The 23617-nt window shown below is 67.1% G+C and carries 15 protein-coding genes; 10 read left to right on the top strand and 5 right to left on the bottom strand.

Going from position 1 to position 23617, the window contains the following annotated elements; genetic code table 11:
- Window positions 1-52: 52 nt before the first annotated feature.
- On the bottom strand, window positions 53-1765 hold the full coding sequence (locus T333_RS07460; RefSeq protein ID WP_357245764.1) for a hypothetical protein: 1713 nt from the start codon (window positions 1763-1765) through the stop codon (window positions 53-55).
- Between the two features lie 73 nt (window positions 1766-1838).
- On the bottom strand, window positions 1839-4385 hold the full coding sequence (locus tag T333_RS07455) for an FHA domain-containing protein (RefSeq protein ID WP_496423987.1): 2547 nt from the start codon (window positions 4383-4385) through the stop codon (window positions 1839-1841).
- A 155-nt stretch (window positions 4386-4540) separates the two neighbouring features.
- Between T333_RS07455 and T333_RS07450 the strand changes: the two genes are divergently transcribed.
- Window positions 4541-5932, top strand: a complete 1392-nt coding sequence (locus T333_RS07450) for a neutral zinc metallopeptidase (protein WP_496424159.1) — start codon at window positions 4541-4543, stop codon at window positions 5930-5932.
- A gap of 189 nt (window positions 5933-6121) precedes the next feature.
- Here T333_RS07450 and T333_RS07445 read toward each other — a convergent pair whose 3' ends face one another.
- Window positions 6122-7432, bottom strand: coding sequence for an FHA domain-containing protein (locus T333_RS07445; protein ID WP_355000085.1), 1311 nt, complete (start codon window positions 7430-7432; stop codon window positions 6122-6124).
- 142 nt (window positions 7433-7574) lie between these two features.
- Here T333_RS07445 and T333_RS07440 point away from each other — a divergent pair, with 142 nt between their 5' ends.
- The 9 genes from T333_RS07440 to T333_RS07400 all read left to right on the top strand — a co-directional run bounded on the left by T333_RS07440 (window position 7575) and on the right by T333_RS07400 (window position 17899).
- Window positions 7575-8780: a DUF7373 family lipoprotein gene (locus tag T333_RS07440; protein ID WP_496423986.1), complete on the top strand. Its 1206-nt coding sequence runs from the start codon at window positions 7575-7577 to the stop codon at window positions 8778-8780.
- A gap of 170 nt (window positions 8781-8950) precedes the next feature.
- Complete coding sequence (locus T333_RS07435; protein WP_496423985.1) at window positions 8951-10123, top strand: DUF7373 family lipoprotein; 1173 nt, start codon at window positions 8951-8953, stop codon at window positions 10121-10123.
- 2 nt (window positions 10124-10125) lie between these two features.
- Window positions 10126-11313, top strand: coding sequence for a DUF7373 family lipoprotein (locus tag T333_RS07430; RefSeq protein ID WP_496423984.1), 1188 nt, complete (start codon window positions 10126-10128; stop codon window positions 11311-11313).
- A gap of 61 nt (window positions 11314-11374) precedes the next feature.
- Window positions 11375-12580, top strand: a complete 1206-nt coding sequence (locus tag T333_RS07425; RefSeq protein WP_355000089.1) for a DUF7373 family lipoprotein — start codon at window positions 11375-11377, stop codon at window positions 12578-12580.
- Window positions 12581-12624: 44 nt separating this feature from the next.
- The gene (locus T333_RS07420; protein ID WP_496423983.1) at window positions 12625-13773 is read left to right on the top strand and encodes a DUF7373 family lipoprotein; all 1149 of its coding nucleotides are present in this window, start codon (window positions 12625-12627) and stop codon (window positions 13771-13773) included.
- Window positions 13665-15026 (top strand): DUF7373 family lipoprotein, encoded by a 1362-nt coding sequence (locus T333_RS07415; RefSeq protein WP_496423982.1) that lies wholly within the window; start codon window positions 13665-13667, stop codon window positions 15024-15026. The genes T333_RS07420 and T333_RS07415 overlap by 109 nt, the downstream gene beginning before the upstream one ends.
- Before the next feature lie 208 nt (window positions 15027-15234).
- Complete coding sequence (locus tag T333_RS07410) at window positions 15235-16821, top strand: serine/threonine-protein kinase (protein ID WP_496423981.1); 1587 nt, start codon at window positions 15235-15237, stop codon at window positions 16819-16821.
- 417 nt (window positions 16822-17238) lie between these two features.
- Window positions 17239-17568 (top strand): WXG100 family type VII secretion target, encoded by a 330-nt coding sequence (locus T333_RS07405; protein ID WP_355000093.1) that lies wholly within the window; start codon window positions 17239-17241, stop codon window positions 17566-17568.
- A 40-nt stretch (window positions 17569-17608) separates the two neighbouring features.
- Window positions 17609-17899: a WXG100 family type VII secretion target gene (locus tag T333_RS07400; protein ID WP_355000094.1), complete on the top strand. Its 291-nt coding sequence runs from the start codon at window positions 17609-17611 to the stop codon at window positions 17897-17899.
- An 84-nt stretch (window positions 17900-17983) separates the two neighbouring features.
- Here T333_RS07400 and T333_RS07395 read toward each other — a convergent pair whose 3' ends face one another.
- Both T333_RS07395 and eccCa read right to left on the bottom strand, forming a co-directional pair.
- On the bottom strand, window positions 17984-19444 hold the full coding sequence (locus T333_RS07395) for a type VII secretion-associated protein (protein ID WP_496423980.1): 1461 nt from the start codon (window positions 19442-19444) through the stop codon (window positions 17984-17986).
- Window positions 19423-23466, bottom strand: coding sequence for a type VII secretion protein EccCa (gene eccCa, locus T333_RS07390; protein WP_355000096.1), 4044 nt, complete (start codon window positions 23464-23466; stop codon window positions 19423-19425). Before eccCa ends, T333_RS07395 begins: the two co-directional genes overlap by 22 nt.
- Window positions 23467-23617 lie beyond the last annotated feature (151 nt).

Below are 23617 nucleotides of genomic sequence, written 5' to 3'. Positions count from 1 at the left end.
CACACGCCAACGCAGAACGATACCAGGAAGGTATCGAGGTCCCCGAATCCGGTCAGATCTCGACCGGGGCCCCCGGGTCGATCGCGCCCGGCGGGCCGGGCACCACGTACCGCAGCGTGTCCATGCTCGGCGGCGCGCATTCCGAATCCACCGCGGCGGGCTCCCGGACAGAGGCGATTCCCTGCTTGCGCTCGCCCGGCGCGACGTGCGGCGTCAGACCGCAGGCCACGGGTACGACCTCGTCGACCACCGAACGGACCGGCTCGGCGGCGCCGGTGAGCTCGATCCGGTCACCCTCGGCGGGCATGGCGACCACGGCCAGCGCTACCGCGCCGGCGATGGCGTGCGCGCCGAACAGGTTGCCTTTCATCTTGCCCCAGATCTTGCCCTTGCGGCCCTTGCCGTCCTCGTCGTCGTCCTCGAGCTCGGACGAGGGCGCCTGCCAGGAACCCTGCTGGTTCGGCGGCGGATAAGGCGACCGCGGACCGGGCGGCAGCGAGTCGGGAGCCCGGTGACCAAGGGCGGCGTTCCGCTGATCGTCGCCGTGCTGGCCTGGCGGCCTGGTGAACCGGCTGCCCAACTCCGCGAGGTTCGGCGGAAGACCACGCGCCAGATCCTCGCGGGTTACGCGCGTGGTCGGCTCCTCGCTGGGCGCGGGTTCGGCGTTCGGCGGCACCGTCGGGTAACCGGGGCCGTAGGTGACCACGGGCGATCCCGACGGAGCCTGCGGACCGAGATCGGGCCGCTGAACCGTTTCCGGTGGACGTTGCGCCGATTCGACCGGCCGCTGAGCCGGTTGCACAGGTGGTTCGACAGGCCGCTGACCCGCATCGGCCTGCCACTGCCCAGGATGCTGAGCATGCGGCGGATACTCGCTCCGCGGCTCCGCATGCCGACCGCCCTGCTCCGGCTCCTCCTCCGCACTGTCCGTGACCAGCAGGTGAGTGGCACCCAGGACCAACGCGTGCATCGGATGATCGGCGACATGCAACCGGTGACCCAGGTGATTCTGGAATGCGAACCGCAACGCCTCGTTGAAGCAGACATTGCCGCTCAGCAGCACCGTCGACGTGTCCGCGCCGATGGATCGGGCCGCGGCCATGACCTCGATCACCACATTGTCGGCCGAGCGCGCGTCGCGCATGGCGTCGCTGGTGACCGGCACGTCGACCGATTCGGTGGGCTGCTCGTCGTCACCGTGCACCGCGACGACCAGCATCGTGCGGCCGTCGGAGTAGACGCCGGTCGCGCCGACACCACGCGGGTTGCGCTTGTCGGGCGCGCGCACCAAACCGAGCGCGCGCACGTACCCCGAGAGCGCGACACTCTCCGGCAGCGGTTCGACCACCACGTCGAGCGTCTCGACGAGCTCGGCGTAGACCTCGACCTTCTCGTCCGGCCAGCCGTCCGGAAAGGGCAGCGCCACCACGTCCGGCTTGCCGCGCAGGTACTTGCCGATGGCGGCGAGCGGGTTGTACATCCTGGCGCGGAAGACCATCTCCGCGGGCCAAGTCGCCCCGGCCACCACGATCTGCGGGTGACCGAGGATGTCGCGCACGTCGGCGATGGCCATCCCGAGGTCGGGACGCTGCCGGTCGACACCGGCGGTGTGCAACCGACCGGACGAATCGGCCAGCAGATACGCCGGCGGCGTGTACGTACCCTCCACCTGCACCGGCCGGATCGGAGTTCGCCCGCCGCCCGCTGCCACGGACACCACATCCCAACCGAGATGCACTGCCCCTACTCGCACCGTCACAGTCATAAGTGTGCCTGCTGCGCGAGCGAGATGCGCGCGATCCCAGCCGACCCCAGGTCGTGGCGGTTCGAGTAGGTGATCACGTCGCGGACTTCTTCAGTCGTAGCCGCTGCCAGGTGATGACCGCGAGAACACCGGTGATGACCAGCAACAGCGTCACGTCGAGGAACCAAATGCCTGCCGAATGCTTCCACAGGTTGTCTTGCTGGGCGTTGGCGAAGATCTCGAGGATGTCGACGGTCGACGCGCCCGCGGCGTAACCCCAACGCGAGGGGAACAACCATGAAACCTGCTCCAGCACCACACGGTCGGTGACCGGGATGAGTCCACCCGCCATCACGAGCTGCACCATGATCATCACGACCAGCATCGGCATGACCTGCTCGTTCGACTTCGCCAAGCTGGAGATCAGCAATCCGAAGACCACACAGCAGACCGCGGTCAGCGCGATATCGATGTACAGCTCGACGCTGCCCGAGGAGAACACCGAACCCTGGCCCGGCGGGTTCTTGCCCGCCAAGGTGATGCCGACGAGCACCGCCGCCTGCAAGAACGCGGTGACGCTGAACACCGCGATCTTCGCCATCAAATACGCCGAGGGCAGCAGGCCGACCGCCCGCTCGCGGTAGAAGATCGTCCGCTCGCCCACCAGATCACGCACGGTCAACGTGGCGCCCATGAAGCAGGCGCCGAGGATGAGCACGACAAGCAGCTGCTGGGTCTCGCCGCCGCCGACGCGCACGATCTCACCGGTGGGCAGGGTTGTCAGCCCGCCGGGCGCGAAACCGTTCTTGCCCGGCACCACGAGTGAAAGCACGCCGAGGATGACCGGCAGCAGCAGCAGGAAGATCAGGTAACCGCGATCCGCGAAGATCAACCGAATCTGCCTGCGCACCAACGTCGAGAACTGCTTGAACCCACTCGACTGCGGCGGGCTGCCCGCGGGTCCGTAGCGCGGCGGCGGTGGCGGCGGCGGAGCGAACGCCTGTCTGGATCGGTAGGCGGCGAAGGCCTGGTCCGGATTGGCCGCCACATTGGCGAAGATCTCCGCCCAGTCGCTGGTGCCCAAGGCCCCGCCCACCCCGGCCGGATGTCCGCAGAACGCGGTCTTGCCGCCCGGAGCCAGCAGCAGCACCTGATCGCACATGTCCAGGCAGGCCACCGAGTGGGTGACGACGATGACCACACGCCCGGCGTCGGCCAGCTCGCGCAGCATCACCATGACCTGCCGGTCCAGCGCCGGGTCCAGACCCGAGGTCGGCTCGTCCAAGATCAGCAGCGACGGGCCGGTGAGCAGTTCGAGCGCCACCGAGGCGCGCTTGCGCTGACCGCCGGAGAGCCGGTCGACCCTGGTGTCGGCGTGCTCGGTGAGCGAAAGTTCCTTCAGCACACCGTCGATCACCTGCTGGCGGTCGGCCTTGGTGGTGTCGGGCGGCAGCCGCAGTTCTGCGGCGTAGCCGAGCGCCTGGCGCACCGTGAGCTGACGGTGCAGCACGTCGTCCTGCGGGACCATGCCGATACGGGAACGCAGCGCCTCGTACTCGGCGTGCAGGTTGCGTCCCTCGAAAGTCACCACGCCGCCGGACGGTTGGGTGGTGCCCGCGATCAACTTCGACAGTGTCGACTTGCCCGCGCCCGACGGACCGATGAGCGCGGTCAGCGTGCCGCGGCCCGCCTGCATGTTCACGTCGACGAGCAGCTGCTTGTTGCCCTCGACGGTGAATCCGACGCCGTGCACGTGCAAACCCTGTTCGGCGACCGGCTTCTGCCGATGCACCAGAGTGCCCTGCTGGACGACGAAGTCGACGTTGCCGATGGTGACGATGTCGCGCTCGCGCAGCACGGTGCGCTGCTGACGAGTGCCGTTGACGAAGGTGCCGTTCGCCGAGCCGAGATCCTCGATGGTGAGGCCCTCGTTGGCCGCGATCAGGCGAGCGTGCTTGCGGGAGGCCAGCGGATCGTTGACGACGATCTGGTTGTCGGTGGTGCGGCCGATCGCGAGACCGGCGGACGGAATCCGGTCGGCCCTGGCGATCGGCGAGGTCGACGCTCTGGCGCGCAGCGGCGGCAGCGCGGAGGTGTCGGCCTTGGTCGTCATGCTGAAGTTGGGCTGCTGCGGCGTCGGCTGCGGAGGCGGGTGATGCGCCCCGACTGGTTGATGCGAAGGCGTCGGTTGATGTGACGGGGCGGGCTGATGCGCTTGCTGCCCGACCGGCGGACGGTTCGGATGCTGATAGCTAGGCCGTTGCCGAACAGCCTGCTGCGGTTGCGAAGACGGCGGCGGCGTCTGTGCCCGCGCGTGCCGGACCGGCGCCGCGGCGGGCAGCAGATGCAGCAGCGGACCGCTGATCGCGTCGCCGAGCCTGACCTGCGTCGGGCGGTCGATCGACACCGGCTGACTCAGCCGGCGCGCGTCGACGAAAACGCCATTGGTACTGCCGTTGTCGGTGAGAACCCAGCCGCTCCCCTGCCAGGTCAGCGTCGCGTGCACTCGCGACACCAGCGGGCTGTCGACGAACAGCGTCACCTCGGGCGCACGGCCCATGGTGATTTGCTGGTTCGAATCGAAGACCCGTTCAGTTCCATCATGGCGCACGGTGATGGTCTGCGCCCCCGGTAAAGACATGCAGCGGATACTATGCCATCAACCGGACATCGGCGGTGCCCCCGACGCGCCTATCGTCCCGATCCGGCGACCGATGAGAACGATATACCGGCCGACTAGGGGGAGCTTTGCCGAAACTCCAAGCGACCGCTGTCATTACGGCTGTGCTGTGCGCGATGGCCCTGCTCGCGGGCTGTACTCGCGAGGTGGACGGCCGTGCGGTCTCGGTCTACGACGACCCGTTCCGGGTCGCCGGACTCCCTACCACGAGCGGCCCGAGCGGACCACGTCCCGGCGTCCCCGACACCGACCTCACCGCGTCCGGCGGCGACGGCGGCGAGATCGACACCCTGGCGCTCAACGCCATCGATGACATCCAGACCTACTGGGGCGCCGAGTACGGCAAGGAGTTCGACGGCGAGTTCGCGCCCGTCGATCGGCTCATCTCCTGGAGCGCCAAGGCGCCGCGCAACAACGCGCCCGAGTTCTGCAAGGAGACGACCTACCGTCTGGTGAACGCCGCCTTCTGCCGACTGGACAACTCCATCGGCTGGGACCGCTCGGTGCTGTTGCCCACCATGGCGGAAACTTTCGGCAAGATGGCCGTTGTGATGGTGCTCGCGCACGAGTACGGGCACGCCGTGCAGTCGCAGGCCAAGATCGTCGATCCGAAGGATCCGGTGATCGTCAAGGAGCAGCAGGCCGACTGCTTCGCGGGCGCGTTCATCCGTCACGTGGCGGAGGGCAAGTCGAAGCACTTCACCATCAATACCTCCGACGGTCTCAACACGGTGCTCGCCGCGACCGTCGCGATCCGCGACTCCGACCCCGACGATCCGGAGAGCGTGCACGGCTCGGCCTTCGAGCGGGTCACCGCGGTGCAGATCGGATTCACCGACGGCCCGAAGGCGTGCAAGGGCATCGACATCGACGAGATCAACCAGCGCCGCGGCGGCCTGCCGCAGACGCTGGGCGGCAGCACCGGCGAATACCCGATCGACAAGGAAAGCCTGATCGAGCTCACCAAGGCGCTCGCCGCGATCCTGCCCATCCAGGACAGCCCGACCTACAACTACAACGGCGCGCGGATCGACTGCCGCGACGGCACCACCACCGCGCCCGTCTCCTACTGTCCCGCCGAGAATCTCATCGCCACCGACATACCCGAGCTGGCCAAACGCGGCACGGCCGATATCGATGAGGACGACCCGCTGCCGCTGAAAGTCACCGGCGACTACAACGGCTACGTCGTCTTCATCGCGCGCTATACCCTCGCGGTCCAGCAGAGTCACGGCCAATCGCTGGTCGGCGCCAAGACCGGGCTGCGCGCCGCGTGTCTGGCGGGCGTGGTCACCGGCAAGCTCGCCGACCCGAATCGCCAACGCACTCAGGGCGATATCTCCCTCGCCGCGGGTGACCTGGACGAGGCGGTGTCGGGCCTGCTCACCGACGGTCTCGCGGCCAGCGACGCGCAAGGCAAGACGGTGCCGAGCGGGTTCGCCAGGGTCGACGCCTTCCGCGCTGGTGTGCTCAACGGCGAGAACACCTGCATGTCGCGGTACTCGTAGTGCCGCGTCCAGAATGGTCGGCGCCAATCGACCGAAGGCCACCTTCACCCCGCCAGACCGACTGACCTTCGTTCACCCGACCTGGGTGCCCAGGGTGGGCCGATCGAGGGTGACCTTGATCGCGGTGGGGCGACTGACGGTGACCTTTGGCCGGATTGGGTGTCCAACATGGTGGACCGGCACTGGGCGTCAGCCTCCGAACGGCGGCGGCGCGGCCGGTTCGAAACGCAGCACGCGGTTGCCGATCATCACCTCGGTGCCGGGCACCAGGATCATCGGCTGGTTGGGATTGAGGCGGACCCAGTCGCGGTAACCGGGCAACCGGGTGCGGGTGCCGTTGGTCGAGCCGCGGTCCACCACGGTCACGTCCCAGTTGATCAGCCGAATCTCCGCGTGCGCGCGGGACATTCCGCCGGAGTTGTCCTCGACCTTCAGCGGGATGAGACCGCGCTGCGCGGCCTCGGAGTGTTCGGGGTCGCGGCCGAGCACCGCGTCGGCGGCCAGCATGTAGGTCATGCCGTCGTCGAGGATCAGCATGCCCAGCGGCGGACGGACCACCTCGATCAGCGCCTGGGTCTGGTCCACCGGCATGCCGCAAACGGTGCAGAACGCCGCGCGCGGATCGCTGGGATGGGCTCGCGCGCACTTGAATCCCATCACCTTCACGGTCAGCGCGGTCGCCTTCGCGGTGGCCTCGAGGCGGCGTTGCAGATCGGGATCGGGCTGCGGGGCCGGGTTGGTGCCGCCGACCTGGGTGTCGGCCTCGTGCGGGTCGGAAACCGAGTCCAGCATCGAGGTCGACGCCTGCGTCGCCGTGAGTTGCGGCTCCCGATGCGGTTCGGGCCGGGGTTGCTGACGTGGCTCCGGATCGATCCGTGCCGTCGGCAGCGGCGCGACGGGCGTGCGGTGCTGCGGCGCTCGGTGTTCGGCTGGCTCGGGTCGGGCGACCGCGCGCGAACGAGCGCCGTCCGACCAGACGACCGCTCCTCCGGCCTGCGCGATTCCCTCTACCAGCCAGCCGATTCCGCGCTCGTGCGGCATTTCCGGAATCCGGCCGTTGGCGTCATCGATGAACAACGCGACACCGCGCGCCGGAACAGGCGCGACCCGGTCGACGGTGAACGCCGCGTCGCTGCCCCGGTACCGCTCGTCCCTGCCGTCCCCGGCGAGCACCGCGGTCACCGCGCCGTGCAAAAAGATCGCGACCCCGCCGTTCTCCGCCGCGGAAAGGATGCCGAAATCGATCGGCACGCCCGGGCTGATCTGCTCGGCGTGCTTCATGAGCCAGCGCGTCGCTTGCCGCGCGACCAGCGCGCCCGGGCCGTCCGGCTGTTGTTCGATGGCTGCCCTGACCAGTTCCGCGAGCGATTCGAGCGCGATGACGGCGGGCGAGTCCTCGGTCGGTTTGTCCCGTCCCCGATGCGCGACCACCAGCACCGCGCCCGCGACCCGGGCGACAGCGTGGTTTCCCGCGACGACCTCGACCTGCCGATCCTTCACCGGTATCGGCCTCCACCGGTGCTCTGGTCCAAGGGCGTCGCCATGGCACCCAGCGTATTGCAATCGGTGTCTGATCGGTCGCTCTGCCCGGCGTTCGTCGGTTATCTTCAAGGGCACGTACGGGAGGAACGAGGGGCCTGTCATGGTTCGGACTTCGCGCATCGCGATCTTGGCGGCGTGTGTGGCGGTAGCCGGTGCGTTGACCGGTTGCAGCAGCGTGGCGGGCACCGCGCTACCCGGTGAACTCGACGTCCGGAACCTGGAGGTCGGCACCTATCCGGTGGACAAGCATGCGTACGACCAGGATTCGAACGGCGACGGCGCGCTGCTGGAGGGTATGCGCATGTCCGAAGCCGTGGTGCCGACCGTGCGGATCGATCCGTCGCTCGTCTTCGGCCGCGGCAGCACCGTGCTCACCGACACCGAGGCGGCCCTCGACTTCGTCGCCAACGTCTCCAAGCCGGTGCTGGACAACCGGAAGATGGTGACCGGCTTCGCCGCAAGCGGTTCCGACAAGGCCGATCCGCCCGGCCAGACCCGACCCGCCGCCGACGCCACCGCGATCACCAACGTCGTGTTCCGCTTTCCGGACGAGGCCAGCGCCAAGCTCGCCGCCCGCGAACTCGAGGACGCCGACATCGGCGTCTCCGATCAGAACCGCAGGCTCGGCTCCACCAAATATCCCGACGCCTACCTCCATTGGCGCCCAGGCGTTCCCAGCATCGGCGCCTTCCTCGCCCACCGCGAATTCGTCATCTCGCTGTACGTGCAGCGGCCCCGCGCCGACAGCACCGACCTGGTGAACTGGGCGGACAAGACGTTCGCCGCCCAGGTGCCCGCGCTGGACAAGTTCCAGCCGACCCCGGTCGCCCAGCTCGACACCCTGAAGGTCGACCCGGACGGTCTACTCGCCCGCGTCGCCGTCGCCGACCGCGGCGGGCACTCCCCCGATCCGGTCTCCTTCGCCATCTACAGCGGCAACCACGGCATCCACTCCTCCGACGACCAGGCTGTCACCGAGCGCCTCATCCAGGACACCGGCGTCGACAAGATCGCCATCGTGGACGCCAGTTCGGTGACCCGCACCCGTGACGGCGACGCCGCCCAAAAACTCGTCACCGGCCTGATCGAGACCGCGGGCGATCAGTTCGACCCGGCCAACGCCCCCAACGACGTCCCCGGCGCGAAATGCCTGCAGCTCAACAGCAAAGGCGACCCGGAGCGGGAGTACAAGTACCGCTGCTACGTGCCGTACAAGCGCTACGTCGGCGTGGTGACCAGCGACAAGGAGCCCGACGTGCGTCAGAAGGTCGCTGCGCAGTACGCGTTGCTGGCCAACAGTTTGTGATCGCGGCTGCGGACCGCATCCGACGTGGACGACGCCACGCCGACTCGACATTTCCGTGTGAAACCGACTGCCGCCGCAGGTATTCGATCGAAGGCAGAACTGTGCCGCGCCCCGCTTCGGGATTCCGGACACTGCCTTGCGCGGCCGCGGCTCTCGTCGTCCTCGCCAGCATGACCTCCGGCTGCGGCGCGCAGACGGTCGAAGGGCGCGGCGTGCCAGGCATGACTCCGGTCGACGTGGCAAGCCTCGCCGTCGGCCCGTTCCCTTCCGCGCCCGTCGACTACGAGCCGAAGTTGGAGACCAAGAGCGACGTCTTCGCGATCGAGTCGCGGCGGTTGTTCGGCTATCTGATCGCGCCCTACGAAGTCGACCGCGAGATGGCCGCACTCGACACCACGCGTATCGTCGCCGCTCCCGGTTCGGCGTTCAGCGATTCTCTCGGCGTGCTGCCCGCCCAGTTCGAGCCGATCGCCGAACGCCACCGGCTGATCGCGGGCGTCGTCACCGTCCGCTCGAATCAGCAGCTGCGGGCCATGCGCAACCTGTCGATCGCGCTGCTGCGGTTTCCCTCCGACGAAGCGGCCCGCACCGCCGCAACCGAATTCGACCGCACGCTCGGTGAACTCATACCGAATCGGCATGCCCTCGCGATTCCGGGTCACCCGGATGCCGTGGCGTCGACCGCGAACGACCAGAAGGGCTACCTGTTCGCCACACGCGGGCCGATGGTGGTCATGGCCATGACCACGGTCCCCCAGCCCGACCCGAATGCCCTTGTGACACAGCTGCGAACGATGCTCGATCTACAGCTCGAACGATTGACCCGGTTCGTTCCGACACCGGTCGATCAGATCCTCGACTTACCCGCCAACCCGGATGGCATCATGCGACTCGCGCTACCGCCGCTACCGGTGAGCGGCGACGACACCGCCCGGCGCGTCCAGCCCGCTGGAATCTACGACGTCGCTGGACAACTGCATTTCGAGCCGCGCGCCGCCGAGTTGCAGGCCGTACTGGCGAGTGCGGGCGTCGATGTCGTCGCGCGCAACGACGCGACCGTCTACCGCACGCGCGATCTCGACTCGGCGTTCCGCCTCCAGCGCGCCCTCACCGAGCCGCGCGAAGACGAGCAACCCGTCGACAGTCCGCCCGGCATCGCCGATGCCCAGTGCTTGCAGCGCGACACGGACACCTTCGACCAGTACTACGAATACGTCTGCGTCCTCGTCCACGGCCGCTACGTCGCTGTCGTCGGCGCCGACGGCCTGCCCGGCGGACTGTTCGATCCGAGCCTGTATCAGCGTGCGGCCGCTCAGTATTCGATCCTGGCGCGGGGTGCGTGATCGTGGCACGTTCCCGCATCGCACTCGCCTGTCTCACCGTCCTGCTCGCCCTTTCCACAGGATGCGGGTCCGAGCCCGCCGCGAGCGTAGACACGGCCGCCTTGAATCCGGGCAACTATCCGACGACGCCCAGGGACCTGTCCGCGCTGCGCACCGCCGACGACGGAGCCGTCCGAGAATCCATCCGACTCGGCGGCATCGTCCCGCTGCCCATGGACCTCGACAGTCGACTCGTCCACGGCCGCACCAACTTCGCGGGACATCACTACACCTCCCGCAACCCACCGTTCCGAGGCAGCGGGATCAGCTATCTGGAGAACTTCTCCGAGCAGGTGCCCGGACTTGTCGCCGGATGGCACACCGGCGGTTCCCGCCGCGAGAATCGCAACTTCGGACTCGACATCAGCATCGCGCTACTGCGCTTCACCACGCCCGAACAGGCAACGCACGCCATGCACGTGCTGGCGGACAAGGGAATCGAGAAATACCCGCCCAAGCAGACACTCGAAATCCCCGGATACCCCACCGGCCGCACCTACCTCAGCACCCACGATTCGGTGCAGTCCTGGACCGCTCGCGGCGACTACCTGCTGTGGGCCTTCGTCTCCGACGGTCTCGCCACCCCGCCCGACCCGGCGCCGCTGCTCGAGATCACCAAGAAACTCTTCGACCGCCAGTTCGAGCTGTTGGACGGCTTCACCCCGACCCCGGTCGAAAAGCTCGCCGACACACCCGTCGACGACCTGCTCGCCCGCACCCTCGCGGCGGAACGCCCCGGCACCCTCGAGGACGTGACCGGCGTATACACGGTGCCCGCCGCTCTACACCTGGAAAACCGCCCCGACCTCACCCGCCGCGCCTTCGAGGACGCGGGCGTCGACCTGATCGCCTACGCGGACACCCGCGTCTACCGCACGAGCGACTCCGCCGCCGCGGCCCGTCTCACCGCAGCCATCGCCGCACAGGTCCCGCCCGGCTACGACCCCGTCGACAGCCCACCCGGCCTACCCAACGCCCGCTGCTTCCGCGAAGACCCTGGCCCACCGCAGAGCGCCCGCATCATCCTGGAACACCGCTGCTACTTCTCCCACGACCGCTACGTCGCCGAAGTCACCGCGAACCAACCGCAAGACCTCGCGCAGCGGGCGAGCGCCCAATACCTGCTGCTGGCACACGGTTCGGTGAGTTGACGTAGGATCCGGCGGGAAGTAACGCGGTGGCATCGGTATCGATGCCCGGATTGGGGGAGGCATGAAAGTCCGTCGTGGCCTATTGGGGCTGCTCGCCGTGACAGCGACGGCGGCCATCGGCTGTTCATCGAGCATTACGGGCACACCGCAACCGGGTTTGGCCCCGGTGGACGTCGGCTCACTCAACACCGGCTCGTATGCGAAAGAACCGACCGCGTACGAGCCGAGAGTGAGCGGCCCTGGGGATGTGAAGGCCATCGAAGCCAGGCGGATGCTCAACTATCTGGTCCTCCCGACCGATATCGACAGTGCGCTGACGGTGATCGGCGATGTCGAACTGTTCTCGTATCCCGAGGATCCGTTCGTCACCAAGATCCTCCCCGAGAAGTATCAGCCGGTCACGATCGACAACAAACTGATCGCCGGAGCTTATGTCTCACGGATCAATCCCGATCTGCGCCAACGCAAGAAACTCATTGTCTCGATTCTCCGCTTTCCGACCGAACAGGACAGTAGGAAGGCCGCGGACGATTTCGATCGGATCACCAACGCCGATTCGGTCCGTCATCCCATTGCTGTCGAGGGGCATCCCGATGCGAGGGCCACGTCGGCGGACGACGTGACCGCGGTATCATTCCTCGCCAAGGGGCCCTTCGTAATCCTGACGAATGTCGGTGTGCCGCAACCTGACCAAGCCGCGCTAGCGGGTGTCTTCAAGAAGACCATCGACAAGCAGATCGAACTACTCGGCCAGCTGCGCCTGACGCCGCTCGACGACATCCTCGACGCTCCGCTGGATCCTGAGGGCATCATGCGGCGTGCGCTCCCCAAGGCGACGGACGGCACCGACCCGTTCTTCGTCGAGTACGACTTCGGTGCGCTGGAGCCTGCGGGTGAGCTGCATTACGAGCGCAATGTGGTGGAGATGCAGGCGGCCTTCAGGGAAAACGGCGTCGATCTCGTCGGGCGACGAGGCGGAATAACTTATCGTGCAAGAGATCTGCCCGCTGCTATCCGACTGCAATCGGCACTGGTCCGCCTGGGTAGGAACGACGAAGAACTGGCTCCGCCACCGGGCTTGCCCGACGCGCGTTGCGTGAAGCTCGATACCACCGACACGATCAGGGACTACGACCTGTTCTGCGCGGTGGTGTACGGCCGCTACGTCGCGATCGTGGTCTCGAAGGCGCGTTTGTCGGGCGCCATCGATCCGGCCCTGTACCAACGCGCGGCCGCCCAGTACGCGATTCTGGCGAAGAGCGAGTGATATCTATGCGATACCGACACACTTTGTGCCTCGTCATTGCCGCCGTGGTCATTGCCGCTACCGGCTGCGGGCAAGACGATGGGTCAGCCTCGCCCGCCATCGATGTCTCGGCACTGGATTCCGGGAACTACCTGTCGGTCCCCCGAGATGCGGAAGCGATACGGTCGGATCAGACGGGCGCGGCATTGGAGGCCGTGCGAATCGGCGAGCACGTTCCGTTGCCGGTCGAGATCGACGGCAAGTACGCCTTCCAACGTCTCGTGAACACCGATCGGAGACTGACTCCGGACACCAACTCGACGCCCTATTCGATCGACCGCGAGGAGCTTCCTGCGCTCTTGCAGGGTTATGTCACCGGGTGGGAGGCGTCCGCCGAACGTCGCGCCGTACCGGCGCCCGGTCGGTCCGTCGAGATGCGAGTGCTTCGTTTTACCGACGCGAGCCACGCGGAGGAGTCGGCGCAGAGACTCGCCGAACGCCAAGCGACGAACCTCCCTGGTGAGGCGGTCACCATCCCGGGGTTCCCCAAGGCCAGGGCCAAGTGGTCGCCCAGCAAGAAGTTTCTCGATGCTTGGCTGACGCAAGACGCACTGCTGATGTATGTACACATGGACGATCCGCTGACGGAGCCTCCGGAGGCTGCGCCGCTCGTGTCCTTCGCGCAGAAGGCTTTCACGGACATCCTCGACGCTCTGAAGTCATACAGCCCCTCGCCGCTCGACCGCCTCGGCACTCTGCCGCTGGACCCGGAAGGGCTGCTCGGGCGCACCCTCCCGCTCGAGGACAACCAGAAGCGGAAGTACGACCAATCCGTTGCGATGCCTGCGCAGGCGGCGCTGCATTTCGAACGTCATCCTGGATCGCTCAGGCCCGCGTTCGCGGACGCGGAAGTGGATCTCGTCACGTACTCCGGCGGCCGGGTGTATCGCACCGCGAACGCCGATGCCGCCGAGCGTCTGCTCGCGGCATTCGCGGGACTCGACGAGAGCGGATATACACCGATGGACAGTCCGCCGAAGCTGCCCACCGCGAAATGCTTCGACACCAAGGACAAGAAGAGCAACCCGCCGCAGTATCCGCCGGTTTGCTTCGTGATCTACGACCGCTACGTGGCGCGGGTAACTGGAACGAACGCCCAGCAGCTGCACCAAAAGGCAGCGGCACAGTACAAGTTGCTGGCTTATCAGCAGTAGCCAAGAGGCAGAAGATGAAGCTCGCAAAGAATTCGGTATTGCCGCGCACCGGCGGTGCACTGTTGATGGCCGTCGCTGTGGCGATAGGGCTCGGCGCATGTGGCTCGGTGATATCGGGAACAGCCCAGCAGGTTCAGCCAGACGTCTCCGAACTCGACGTCGGCAATTACTCGACCCAGCCACGCATCGTCGGAAATGCCAAGAACGACAAGCAGGCTCGCTCACGCGAATCGCAGCGGCTGGCCGATTTCGTGGCACTGCCCTACGAGGCGGACCCCTCTTATGTCGAGGACGTGTGGTTTCTCCGACCGCACATCGTGCTGAATCGCAAGACGCTGGGCAACCTGGTTATCAACGACACCTTCGACGATGTCGCCAAGGACCTGGTCGCGGGCTGGGTGAACGCGTGGGCCACCGGTGGACCACGCGACGCGCCGCGGCGCACGATGAACGTCGCGGTCTTGATGTTCCCCGACGCGAACAGCGCGAAGACGGTCGGGCCGACGCTGGAACACGACGACTTCACCTACAACCGCGACAACGAGCCGGTCGCGATCACCAAACATCCCAACACGACCGCACATTGGCGCCCCGGCATCTCCTCGATCGGATCGTGGACGGTACACGACCGCTACGTCATCTTCATCAAGGTCGTCGACGACACCTCGGGGCCCGATCTTCCCGCGTTGGTCTCGCAAGTCGAGCGGATGCTCGACGTGCAGATTCCGCTTCTGGACAAGTTCCAGCCGACACCGAGCGCCGAACTCGCCCGGATACCGCTCGATCCCAGCGGCCTGCTCGGGCGCACACTGCCAAGCAACCCCACCGCACCGTTCCGACCGGAGCCCGACAGTGTCTACACGGGTCGCGGCGCGCTCTCGCTGTTCCAACAGCCCACGCCGGAGATGCTGCCGTTGTTGCAACGAAGCGAAGTCGACCTCGTCAGCTACGGCGACGCGGTGGTGTTCCGAAGCAAGTCCGCGAAGGGTGCCGAAGCACTGTGGCGCGAGTGGCAACCGTCGAAAGACATGCCCGCCAACCAAAAACTGATCGGACCGCCGTCCGGCCTGGACGCGAACGTCGAGTGCTTCACCGAGTATTTCGAGAACACCGTCGACCAGCAGGAGCCGAAGGTCTCGGCGAACCTCTGCATCCTTCAGGTCGGCCGCTACGTCGTGCAGGCGCGAAGCATGCAGCCCCAGGACCTTTTCCAACGGATTTCCGCGCAGTACGCCCTGTTGAAGACCGGATGATGGAGTACGCGCCGCGGGCGGCGGGCATCCCTGGTACGGAAGCGATCACTCGCGACGCGAGTCGATCGGACGAGCGGTGCTTGCTAGATTCTTCCGGAAAGCTCGTGGATCCGGGCGTTCGAGATCTTTGAGGGAGGACCGAATGGCCTTGCGGCCCGGTGCAGTGGTGGGAGGATACCGGGTTCTTCAGGTTCTCGGCAGCGGCGGGATGGGGACTGTCTACCTGGCGCAGAACCCGATCTTGCCCCGCCGCGACGCGTTGAAGGTACTCAGCGCCGATCTGTCGACCGACGCGGAGTTCCGCGCGCGTTTCGAACGCGAGGCCAATCTCGCCGCTGGACTGGACCATCCGAACATCGTCGCGGTCTACAACCGTGGCGAGGAGAGCGGCCAACTGTGGATCGCCATGCAGTACGTCGATGGCACCGACGCGGCCGAGGAGGCGAAGAAGGGGCCGTCGGTCATGACGCCGCAGCGCGCGCTGCGCATCATTTCCGAAGTCGGCAAGGGTCTCGACTACGCGCATCGGCGCGACCTTCTGCACCGCGACGTCAAGCCTGCCAACTTCCTGCTCTCCGCCGCCGATGAGGGGGACGAGGAGCGCGTGCTGCTGACCGACTTCGGCGTGGCGAAATCCGCCGAGGACGGGCAGGATCTGACGGCGACCGGAAATTTCATGGCGACCGTCGCCTACGCCTCGCCGGAACAGCTGATCGGCGATCGACTCGACCATCGCTCCGACATCTACAGCCTCGGCTGCGCCTTCTACCGCCTGCTGACAGGTCAGAACCCGTACCCGTCGACCATGCCCGCGGTGGTCATGATGGGGCACATGCACGAGCCGCCGCCGAAACTGAGCGCGGCGCGAGCGGGCCTTCCTCCCGCGCTCGACGCCGTTATCGAGAAGGTCCTCGCGAAGAGCCCTGACAATCGGTACAACTCGTGCCGAGAGTTCGTGCAGGACGCCGAGGCCGCGCTGTACGGCGCCCAAATGTTCCGCGCGCCCGGACCGGCCTATGTCACCGATTCCCGCGCGCAGGTGCGGACTCCTTTCACCGACCCGCACGCCGAGGTGTCGACGCCTTTCACCGACCCGCACGCCGAGGTACGGACGCATTTCACCGATCCGAGACACTCGGTGACCGCACCCGGCGACAGCCCGTACCCGCAGCAGGGCGGTTATTCCTCGTCGCACGAGGCGACGGATCAGCAGCTCGTCTCGACGCTGCGTAACGGTAGCGGCGCGAAAAACTCTCGTGCGCGCAAGATCTTGCTGCCCGCCATCGTCTCCGTGGTGATCGCGATCGCCGTCGCCGCGGGCACTTACTTCTTCACCAGCGGATCCGACTCGAGCGGGGGCGGCGGAACCCAGCTCGCCGACGTCCGCAACAACAATCCGCAGTTCGACGGAAAGACGATCACCGCGCTCAACTTCGGAAATTCCACGTTGTCCGCGGTGCTGAATCCGAGTACGCAGTCGAAGTTCCTGCAAGATATCGGTTTCCGCTACAGCACGAAATACAAGGCCGTCGGCGACGAGAAATCACCACGCCAGCTCTCCCTCGGGATGTCCTCGAACGAGATCGATTCCGAAGTGCTCATCGTCGTGCGAACGGACAGCGAGGCCGGTAACGGCGGTTTCCGCGGCCTGCCAAGCAGTATCACGAGCAGTTCCGCCAAGATCGTGATCGTCGACGATCCAGCGACGATCCAGGCATTCCAGGTCTGGACCGACCAGTCGACCGGCGTACTTGTGGACAAACTAGTGCCTATGATCGCGAAAGTGGTGAAGTAGCCGCCCGCGGGTCCTGGCGCGCTGGATTCATCTGCCCGACACCGCACAGATCCGGCGCCGACGCGCGCCCGCGGACATTAAACGCTGGTAGCGCAAGGGGAACCCATTCGGTAGGGTGATGCCCAGCCAGCCCACTCGCCGATCAGGTGTAGCGAGCAGGGGGAAGGAGGGGAGCAGAGCGCTGGCAGCGACCGATGCGACGGCACCGCGGTCGAGATGTGGGGGGAGAAAGATCATCCAGACCCTCCGTCCTCGGTGTAGCTGGTCGACCACGCGCAGGGGCGTCGAGACGCGATCGAATCCGCCGGAAATCAATCGAAATCAGTGGAACCGATCGAGCCCAGAGCGCGTCCAATCATATGAACAGGGTCAGCTCACACTCCGGGCGTTGACCACGAGCAGGAGGAGGAAGCCGCTATGGCGGACAACTTGAAGGCTGATAGCGCACTCATCGCACAGAAGGCGAAGGAGTTCCAGGAGCAGCACAGCAACCTGATGGCGGCCATCCGGACGCTGAAGGCCGACGAGGACGCCGTCACCAACGGCGCGAACTGGCAGGGCCAGGCGCGCGACGCGTTCAACGCCTTCATGGAGCGCTACTACTTCCAGGCCGACAAGATGAACGACAAGCTGATGGAGACGTCGGAAAAGCTTGTCAAGATGAGCGGACAGTTCCAGGACCAGGACACCGACTTCGCCTCGAAGGTGCAGCAGCAGGTGTCGAGCCTCGACCTGCCGGCGCTCTGATCCCGTTCTTTCCCCAATCGCCGACAAAGGAGCCTGAAACATGAGCAAGCCCATCTCCGCCAATTTCTCGGGCGTCGAGTCCGGTGCCCAGCAAATCATCAAGCGCGCCGAAGGCATTCGCGACGAGCTCGAGTCCTTCCACAAGAAGGTCGAGCAGTACGTGGCCGACCACGGCGCCGGTGCCGCGAACGAGGCCTTCAGCGAGCTGCAGCGGAACTGGCAGAACCACGTTCTGCAGCTGCAGCAGACCCTGAACGGTGCCGCGCAGCTGGTCAGCACCGGTAACTCCGAGCTGCAGGGCACCGACTCCGCGCTCGCGAACCTTTTCTGAGTTCGACTCGATCGGTTCGAAACTTTCGGGCCCCCAGCATTCTCGCTGGGGGCCCGAATTAGTTTGTGTCGAGCGAATTCCCGCTCAGGGAATCACATGCACCGACGACGCGAAATCCTCACACGTCGGCTCGAAGCCAGTCCACGTGTTCCCCACGTACTGGCATCCGATGCTGACCTGAATCCCGTGTTCCACCAACACATGCCACTGCACCGTGGAACCCTCCGGACGCTCCACGTAGGAAAGTCCGGAGCGGCCGCCGAAGACGACGTCGCGGCGGAGGTCGCCGATGGATGGCTTCGTCTTCATCTGGGCTTCGAGGTTGGCGGCGATCTGTTCGTAGCCGGCGTTGGGGGCGACCGGGGTTTGGACGAGGGTCATTCGGAAGCGGGCGCCGTCTTGGGGGGACAGGTCGACCCGGCCGCCGTTCTGGGCGGAGGGCGGGGTGAGCCGCCAGCCGTCCGGCACCTTGAAACGGATGCGGCCCACGGTTTCCTGCGGTCCCGGCGAGTTCGTCGGTGGCAGCGAGGGAATGGGTGGGACGGACAGTGTGATCGGTGCGGTGCTGAATGGCGCCGCGGCCGGGGCTTCGTCCGAGCCGCCGGATACGACGATGCCACCTACGACAACCGCGGCCACCACCGCGACCACGGCGACGCCCGCGAGGACGTACTTGGCGATCGGGCGGTCGGGGGCCTGGGCTGCGGCGCGTTCGCGCAGCGGCTGGAGCCATTCGTTGGTGGGCAGGGCCGGAGCCGCTTCGGGGCGGTACTCCGGTTCCTGGTGCGCGCCGCGGACGAGTTCGCCGCCGGAGATGGGGCGTAGTTCGGCGTCGGGGCCGCAGGACTGTTGCACCGCCGCGGCGATGAGGTCCAGCTTGGCCGGATCGGAAACGCCGAAGGCCTGAACGACATCCGCAGGGCGGCCGTCGAGGAGACGGGTGATCAGGCTGGTCAACGTGTCGAACGCGCGCTGATCGTGGCCGAGGTCGGCGAGCGCGAGATTCGGTTCGTGCTCGCACGCTTCGATCTGGACGCCGAGGTGGCTGCGGGTCACCGCGGTGGCGGTGGTGGTGATGGCGCCGAACTCCAGGACGACGGTGCGGCGGCTGCGCGCGGTGCCGTCGTCGACGGTGACCGCGCGCGAGGCGATCTCCTCGAACACGACGTCGTGCGCGAACCGGCGCGCGGCGGCGTCCAGCACGGCGCGGCGACTGCCGCCCCATTCCGTCGGGCAGACGAGGGTGATGCGCTCGCACGGGACGCCGACGCCGAGGTTCTCCAGCGCCGTGCCGAAGACCGCGGTCAAGGCTTCCGGCACCGTGGGTACCCGCGGCAGCAGCGCGATTCGCTCGGCGGGCACGAACTGCACGGCGGAGCTGACCTGGGTCGGCGGGTTCAACGACTCGCCGACGACCAGGTTTCCGTTGCTGCCCAAGACGACCGAGGGCGGTGCGTCCCAGTGCGTGGCGGGGCCGCGCGCCCAGATGCGGGTGTCTGTCAGGACTAGGTCGACCGACGACATCACTCGGCCGCCGGCATCCATGCCAGCTGGATCAGTTCCTGGGCGTTACGGGTGATGTACGTACCGCGGCCCGGCGGCAGCGGACTCGGGCGCACCGTACCCATCAGCACGCCCTCGTCCTTCGGGCAGCTCATGATCAGACCCGCCGAACCGAGATCCTTCATCCGCGCCATGGTGGCCTCGTACATGGCCCGGCTGGCGCCACCCGCGCGACGGGCGACGATCAGGTGGAAGCCGAGATCGCGGGCGTGCGGCAGGTGTTCGACGAGGGCCGAGACCGGGTTGCCCATGGAGGTGGCGACCAGGTCGTAGTCGTCGACGATGACGAACAGCTCCGGCCCGTTCCACCAGGACCTTTCGCGCAGCTGCTGCGGGGTGACGTCCGGGCCGGGCGTGCGCTGGGCGACGTAGGCGGCCAGGTCGTTCATGTTCTGCGTGAACTGCGGTGCGGTGGAACCGTATCCGGCGAGGTAGCCGTCGGGCACCAGGCCGAGCATGGTGCGCCGGTAGTCGCCGAGGATGAAGCGGGCCTCGTTCGGCGAGTTGGCGGCGGCGATGCCCTCGATGATCGAGCGCAGCAGCGTCGTCTTGCCCGACTCGCTGTCACCGATGACGATGAAGTGCGGGCTCTCGTTGAAGTCGAGGTAGACCGGCGCGAGCTCGGACTCGTTGATGCCGAGCGGGATGCGCACGTTCTTGACGCCCGAGTTGAGCTGCGACGGCCAGTTCCCGGCGAGCTGCAACAGCTGTTCGCGCGGCAGCACTTCGGGCAGCATGCGCGCGGCGGGCGCGTGCCGACCGGGAGTCAGGCGCGCGATCGTCGCCACGGCGTCGGCGACGGCCTGGCCGAGGTTGGTCGGGTCGGAGCTGCCGTCGATGCGCGGCAGACCCGTCAGCATGTGCAGGCAGTCCGGAGTCATACCGCGACCGGGGCGGCCCATCGGGACCAGCGCGGCGAACTTGCGGCCGAGGTCGGAGTCCATCGGGTCACCGAGCCGCAGCTCGATGCGGGTGCCGATCTGGTCCTTGAGCGCCGGACGCGCCTCGGCCCAGCGGGCCAGCGCGATGACGACGTGCACGCCGTACGAAAGTCCCTGCACCGCAAGGTTCATGATCGGCTGCTCGAGCGGATCGAAGTCCTGCCGGATCGAGCCGAAGCCGTCGATCACCAGGAAGACGTCGCCGAACGGGTCCTCGTGCGCGCCGGCGGCGGCGGGGCTGCTGGACGGGTCCATCGAACGCAGGCGGCGGAACTCCGCCATCGACTCGATGCCGAGCTGACGGAACCGGGCCTCGCGCTGGCGGACGATGGTGGTCATCTCGGCGATGGTGCGCCGGACCTTGTCCTCGTCCAAACGGCTTGCCACCGAACCGACGTGCGGCAGGCCCTCCAGGCTGGCCAAGGTACCGCCACCGAAATCGAGGCAGTAGAACTGCACCTGCTCGGCGGTGTGCGTCATCGACATCGCCATGATCATGGTGCGCAGCGCGGTGGACTTGCCGGACTGCGGACCGCCGACCACCGCGACATTGCCTCGGGAACCGGACAGGTCCACGACCAAGGGATCGCGGCGCTGGTCGTACGGGCGGTCGACAATGCCGATCGGCGCGCGCAACGTCGCGACGGCCGAGTACTCGCCGGTGAGGATCGAGCGCGGGATGAGCTGGTCCAGCGTCGGCGCCTCGTCCAGCGGCGGCAGCCAGATCTCGTGCGCCGGTCGGCCGTGCCCGCGGATACGCGAGACGAGCATGTTGACGTTCGAGATCTGCTCGCCGTCCTCGGTGTGGTGCTCCTCCGGCTCGCTGCTGCCCTGGGTGGGCAGCGGCACCCGGTCGATGGCGCGGAAATCCACGTGGTGGGCGGTGAAAGGCCGTGCCTTCACGTCGATCTCGCCGCCCGCGACACCGGCCTGGGTCACCTCGCGCTGCGAGCCGCCGCCGACGTATGGGCCGGAGACGTAGGAGGCCTGGAAGCGCTGGATCTCACCGGAGTCGGACTTCAGGTAACCGCCACCGGGGCTGTTGGGCAGGTTGTAAGCGTCGGGCACGCCGAGCACCTGACGGGATTCGTTGGCGGAGAACGTCTTCAGACCGATCCGGTAGGACAGGTGGCTCTCCAGGCCCTTCAGCTTGCCCTCTTCCAGGCGCTGCGAGGCGAGCAACAGGTGCACGTGCAGCGAGCGGCCGAGTCGACCGATCATCACGAACAACTCGGCGAAATCGGGGTGCTGGGTGAGCAATTCGGAGAACTCGTCGAGCACCACGAAAAGCGCGGGTAGCGGGTCCAGGTCGGCGCCCGCCGCGCGGGCCTTCTCGTACTCCGAGACGTTGGCGAAGTTGCCCGCTTGGCGCAGCACTTCCTGGCGACGGTTCATCTCACCGGCCAGCGCGTCCTTCATACGGTCGACGAGGTCGGCTTCGTCCTCGAGGTTCGTGATGACGGCCGCGACGTGCGGCACGCCGTCCAGACCGAGGAAGGTCGCACCACCCTTGAAGTCGACGAGCACCAGGTTGAGCTGGTCGGGCGAGTGAGTGGCCAGCAGGCTGAGCACCAGGGTGCGCAGGAACTCGGATTTACCGGAGCCGGTCGCGCCGATGCACAGGCCGTGCGGTCCCATGCCGTTCTCGGCGGCTTCCTTGATGTCGAGTTCGATCGGCAGTCCCGCGGCGTCGAGGCCGAACGCGACGCGCAGGCGTTCCCGGCCGTAGCGGGGCCGCCACGCGCTCTCCGGGTTGAACGAGCCGATGTCGCCGAGGTTCATCAGCTGCGCCCAGCTCGAGATGATCTCGGTGTCCTCGGTCTCCACGTCGCTGCTGCGCTGGGTAGCCGCGCGATAGGGCGCAAGCCTGCGCGCGGCCTGCTGGGCCTGGTGCGCGCTGATCCGGTCGATGAGCGCGAACCGCTCCTGATTGCCGGTGGCGCCGCGGCCGACGCACTCGCCGTTCTCGACGACCATCTTGATGCCGCGCGAAACCGCGAGGCGCGGAGCGTATCCGCACAGATCGATGATGGTGACGCCCTCGTAGCCGGATTCGCGCAGCTGATCGTCCTCGGCCTCCAGCAGGCCGCCGTCGACCACGATGACGAGCTGCACCAGACCGGCGTTCGCGGGCTGGTTACGCGAGTAGCGAACGCGATTGGCCAGCAGCGGGTGCAGGCTCGCGGTGGCCTCCCGGATCGAGCCGTAGAACATGCGCTGGGTGCCGATGCCGTCCTGGGCGTCGGGATGCTGGGTGTGCGGCAGCCACTTGGTCCACTCCCACTCGCGCGCGGTGTCCGGCCCGCACACCACGGCGACGAGCACCTGGTCCGGGCCCTGGAACATGCACAGCTGCAACAACATCGCCCGCACCATGTCGCGGGCCTCGTTCCGGTCGCCGTCCAACGCGATGGTGGCGAAGCCCTTCACCGCGATCGCGGTCGGCAGATCCGGCACCGTCGAGTGCGCGCGCACGAAGCGGCGCAGCGACACCGCGGCAATCGGTTCCAGCTCCTCGACCGGGCCGGTCTCCGGCGCGACCAGCCGGGTGGCCAGGCGCTGCCCGCCGATGCCGATGCGGGCGTGGCAGAAGTCCTTGTCCCCCGCGCGGCGCTCCCACATGCGGCTGGTGCCGGCGAGCATCCAGATCAGGCCGGGCTCCGGGTGGCTCCATTCCACCGACGCGCGTTGCTGTTTGGCGGTCTCGTCGACGTCCTTGCGCACCTGGTCGAGGTAGCGCAGGTAGTCCTTGCGGTCCTCGTTCGCCTCGGCCGCCTTCTGGCCCTTGCCGCCGCCCTGGCCCGCGAACATGCCGACCATCGAGAACAGCATCATGATCGGGAACATCATGCTCATCGGGTTCGACGCGATGCCGCCGCCCTGGGTGAACAACAGCGCCATCATGCCGACCATGCCGATGATCATCACGACGGGCATCAGCTTCATCAGCAGATTGCCCGGTGTGACCCTTGGGATCTCGGGCGGCGGCTGGAGAGTGACCTCGCCACCGGGCGTACGCGGCATCTCTCGACGAGCACGGCGCTGGAACCGGACTGTGCTCATGCGTGCGCCTCGCTCGGCTCGGCCATACCCGAGGCCCGCAGGCGCATGTTTCGATCACCGCGTTCGCTCATGCCCGCGCCTCGCTGGCGCTCGGCTTCGGCATGCGCGAGGCGCGCTGGCACAGGATTCGCTCACTGCGTTCGCTCATGCC

It is taken from the genome of Nocardia sp. CNS-044 (genome assembly GCF_059570515.1).
This window is presented reverse-complemented; position numbering and strand designations above follow the sequence as displayed.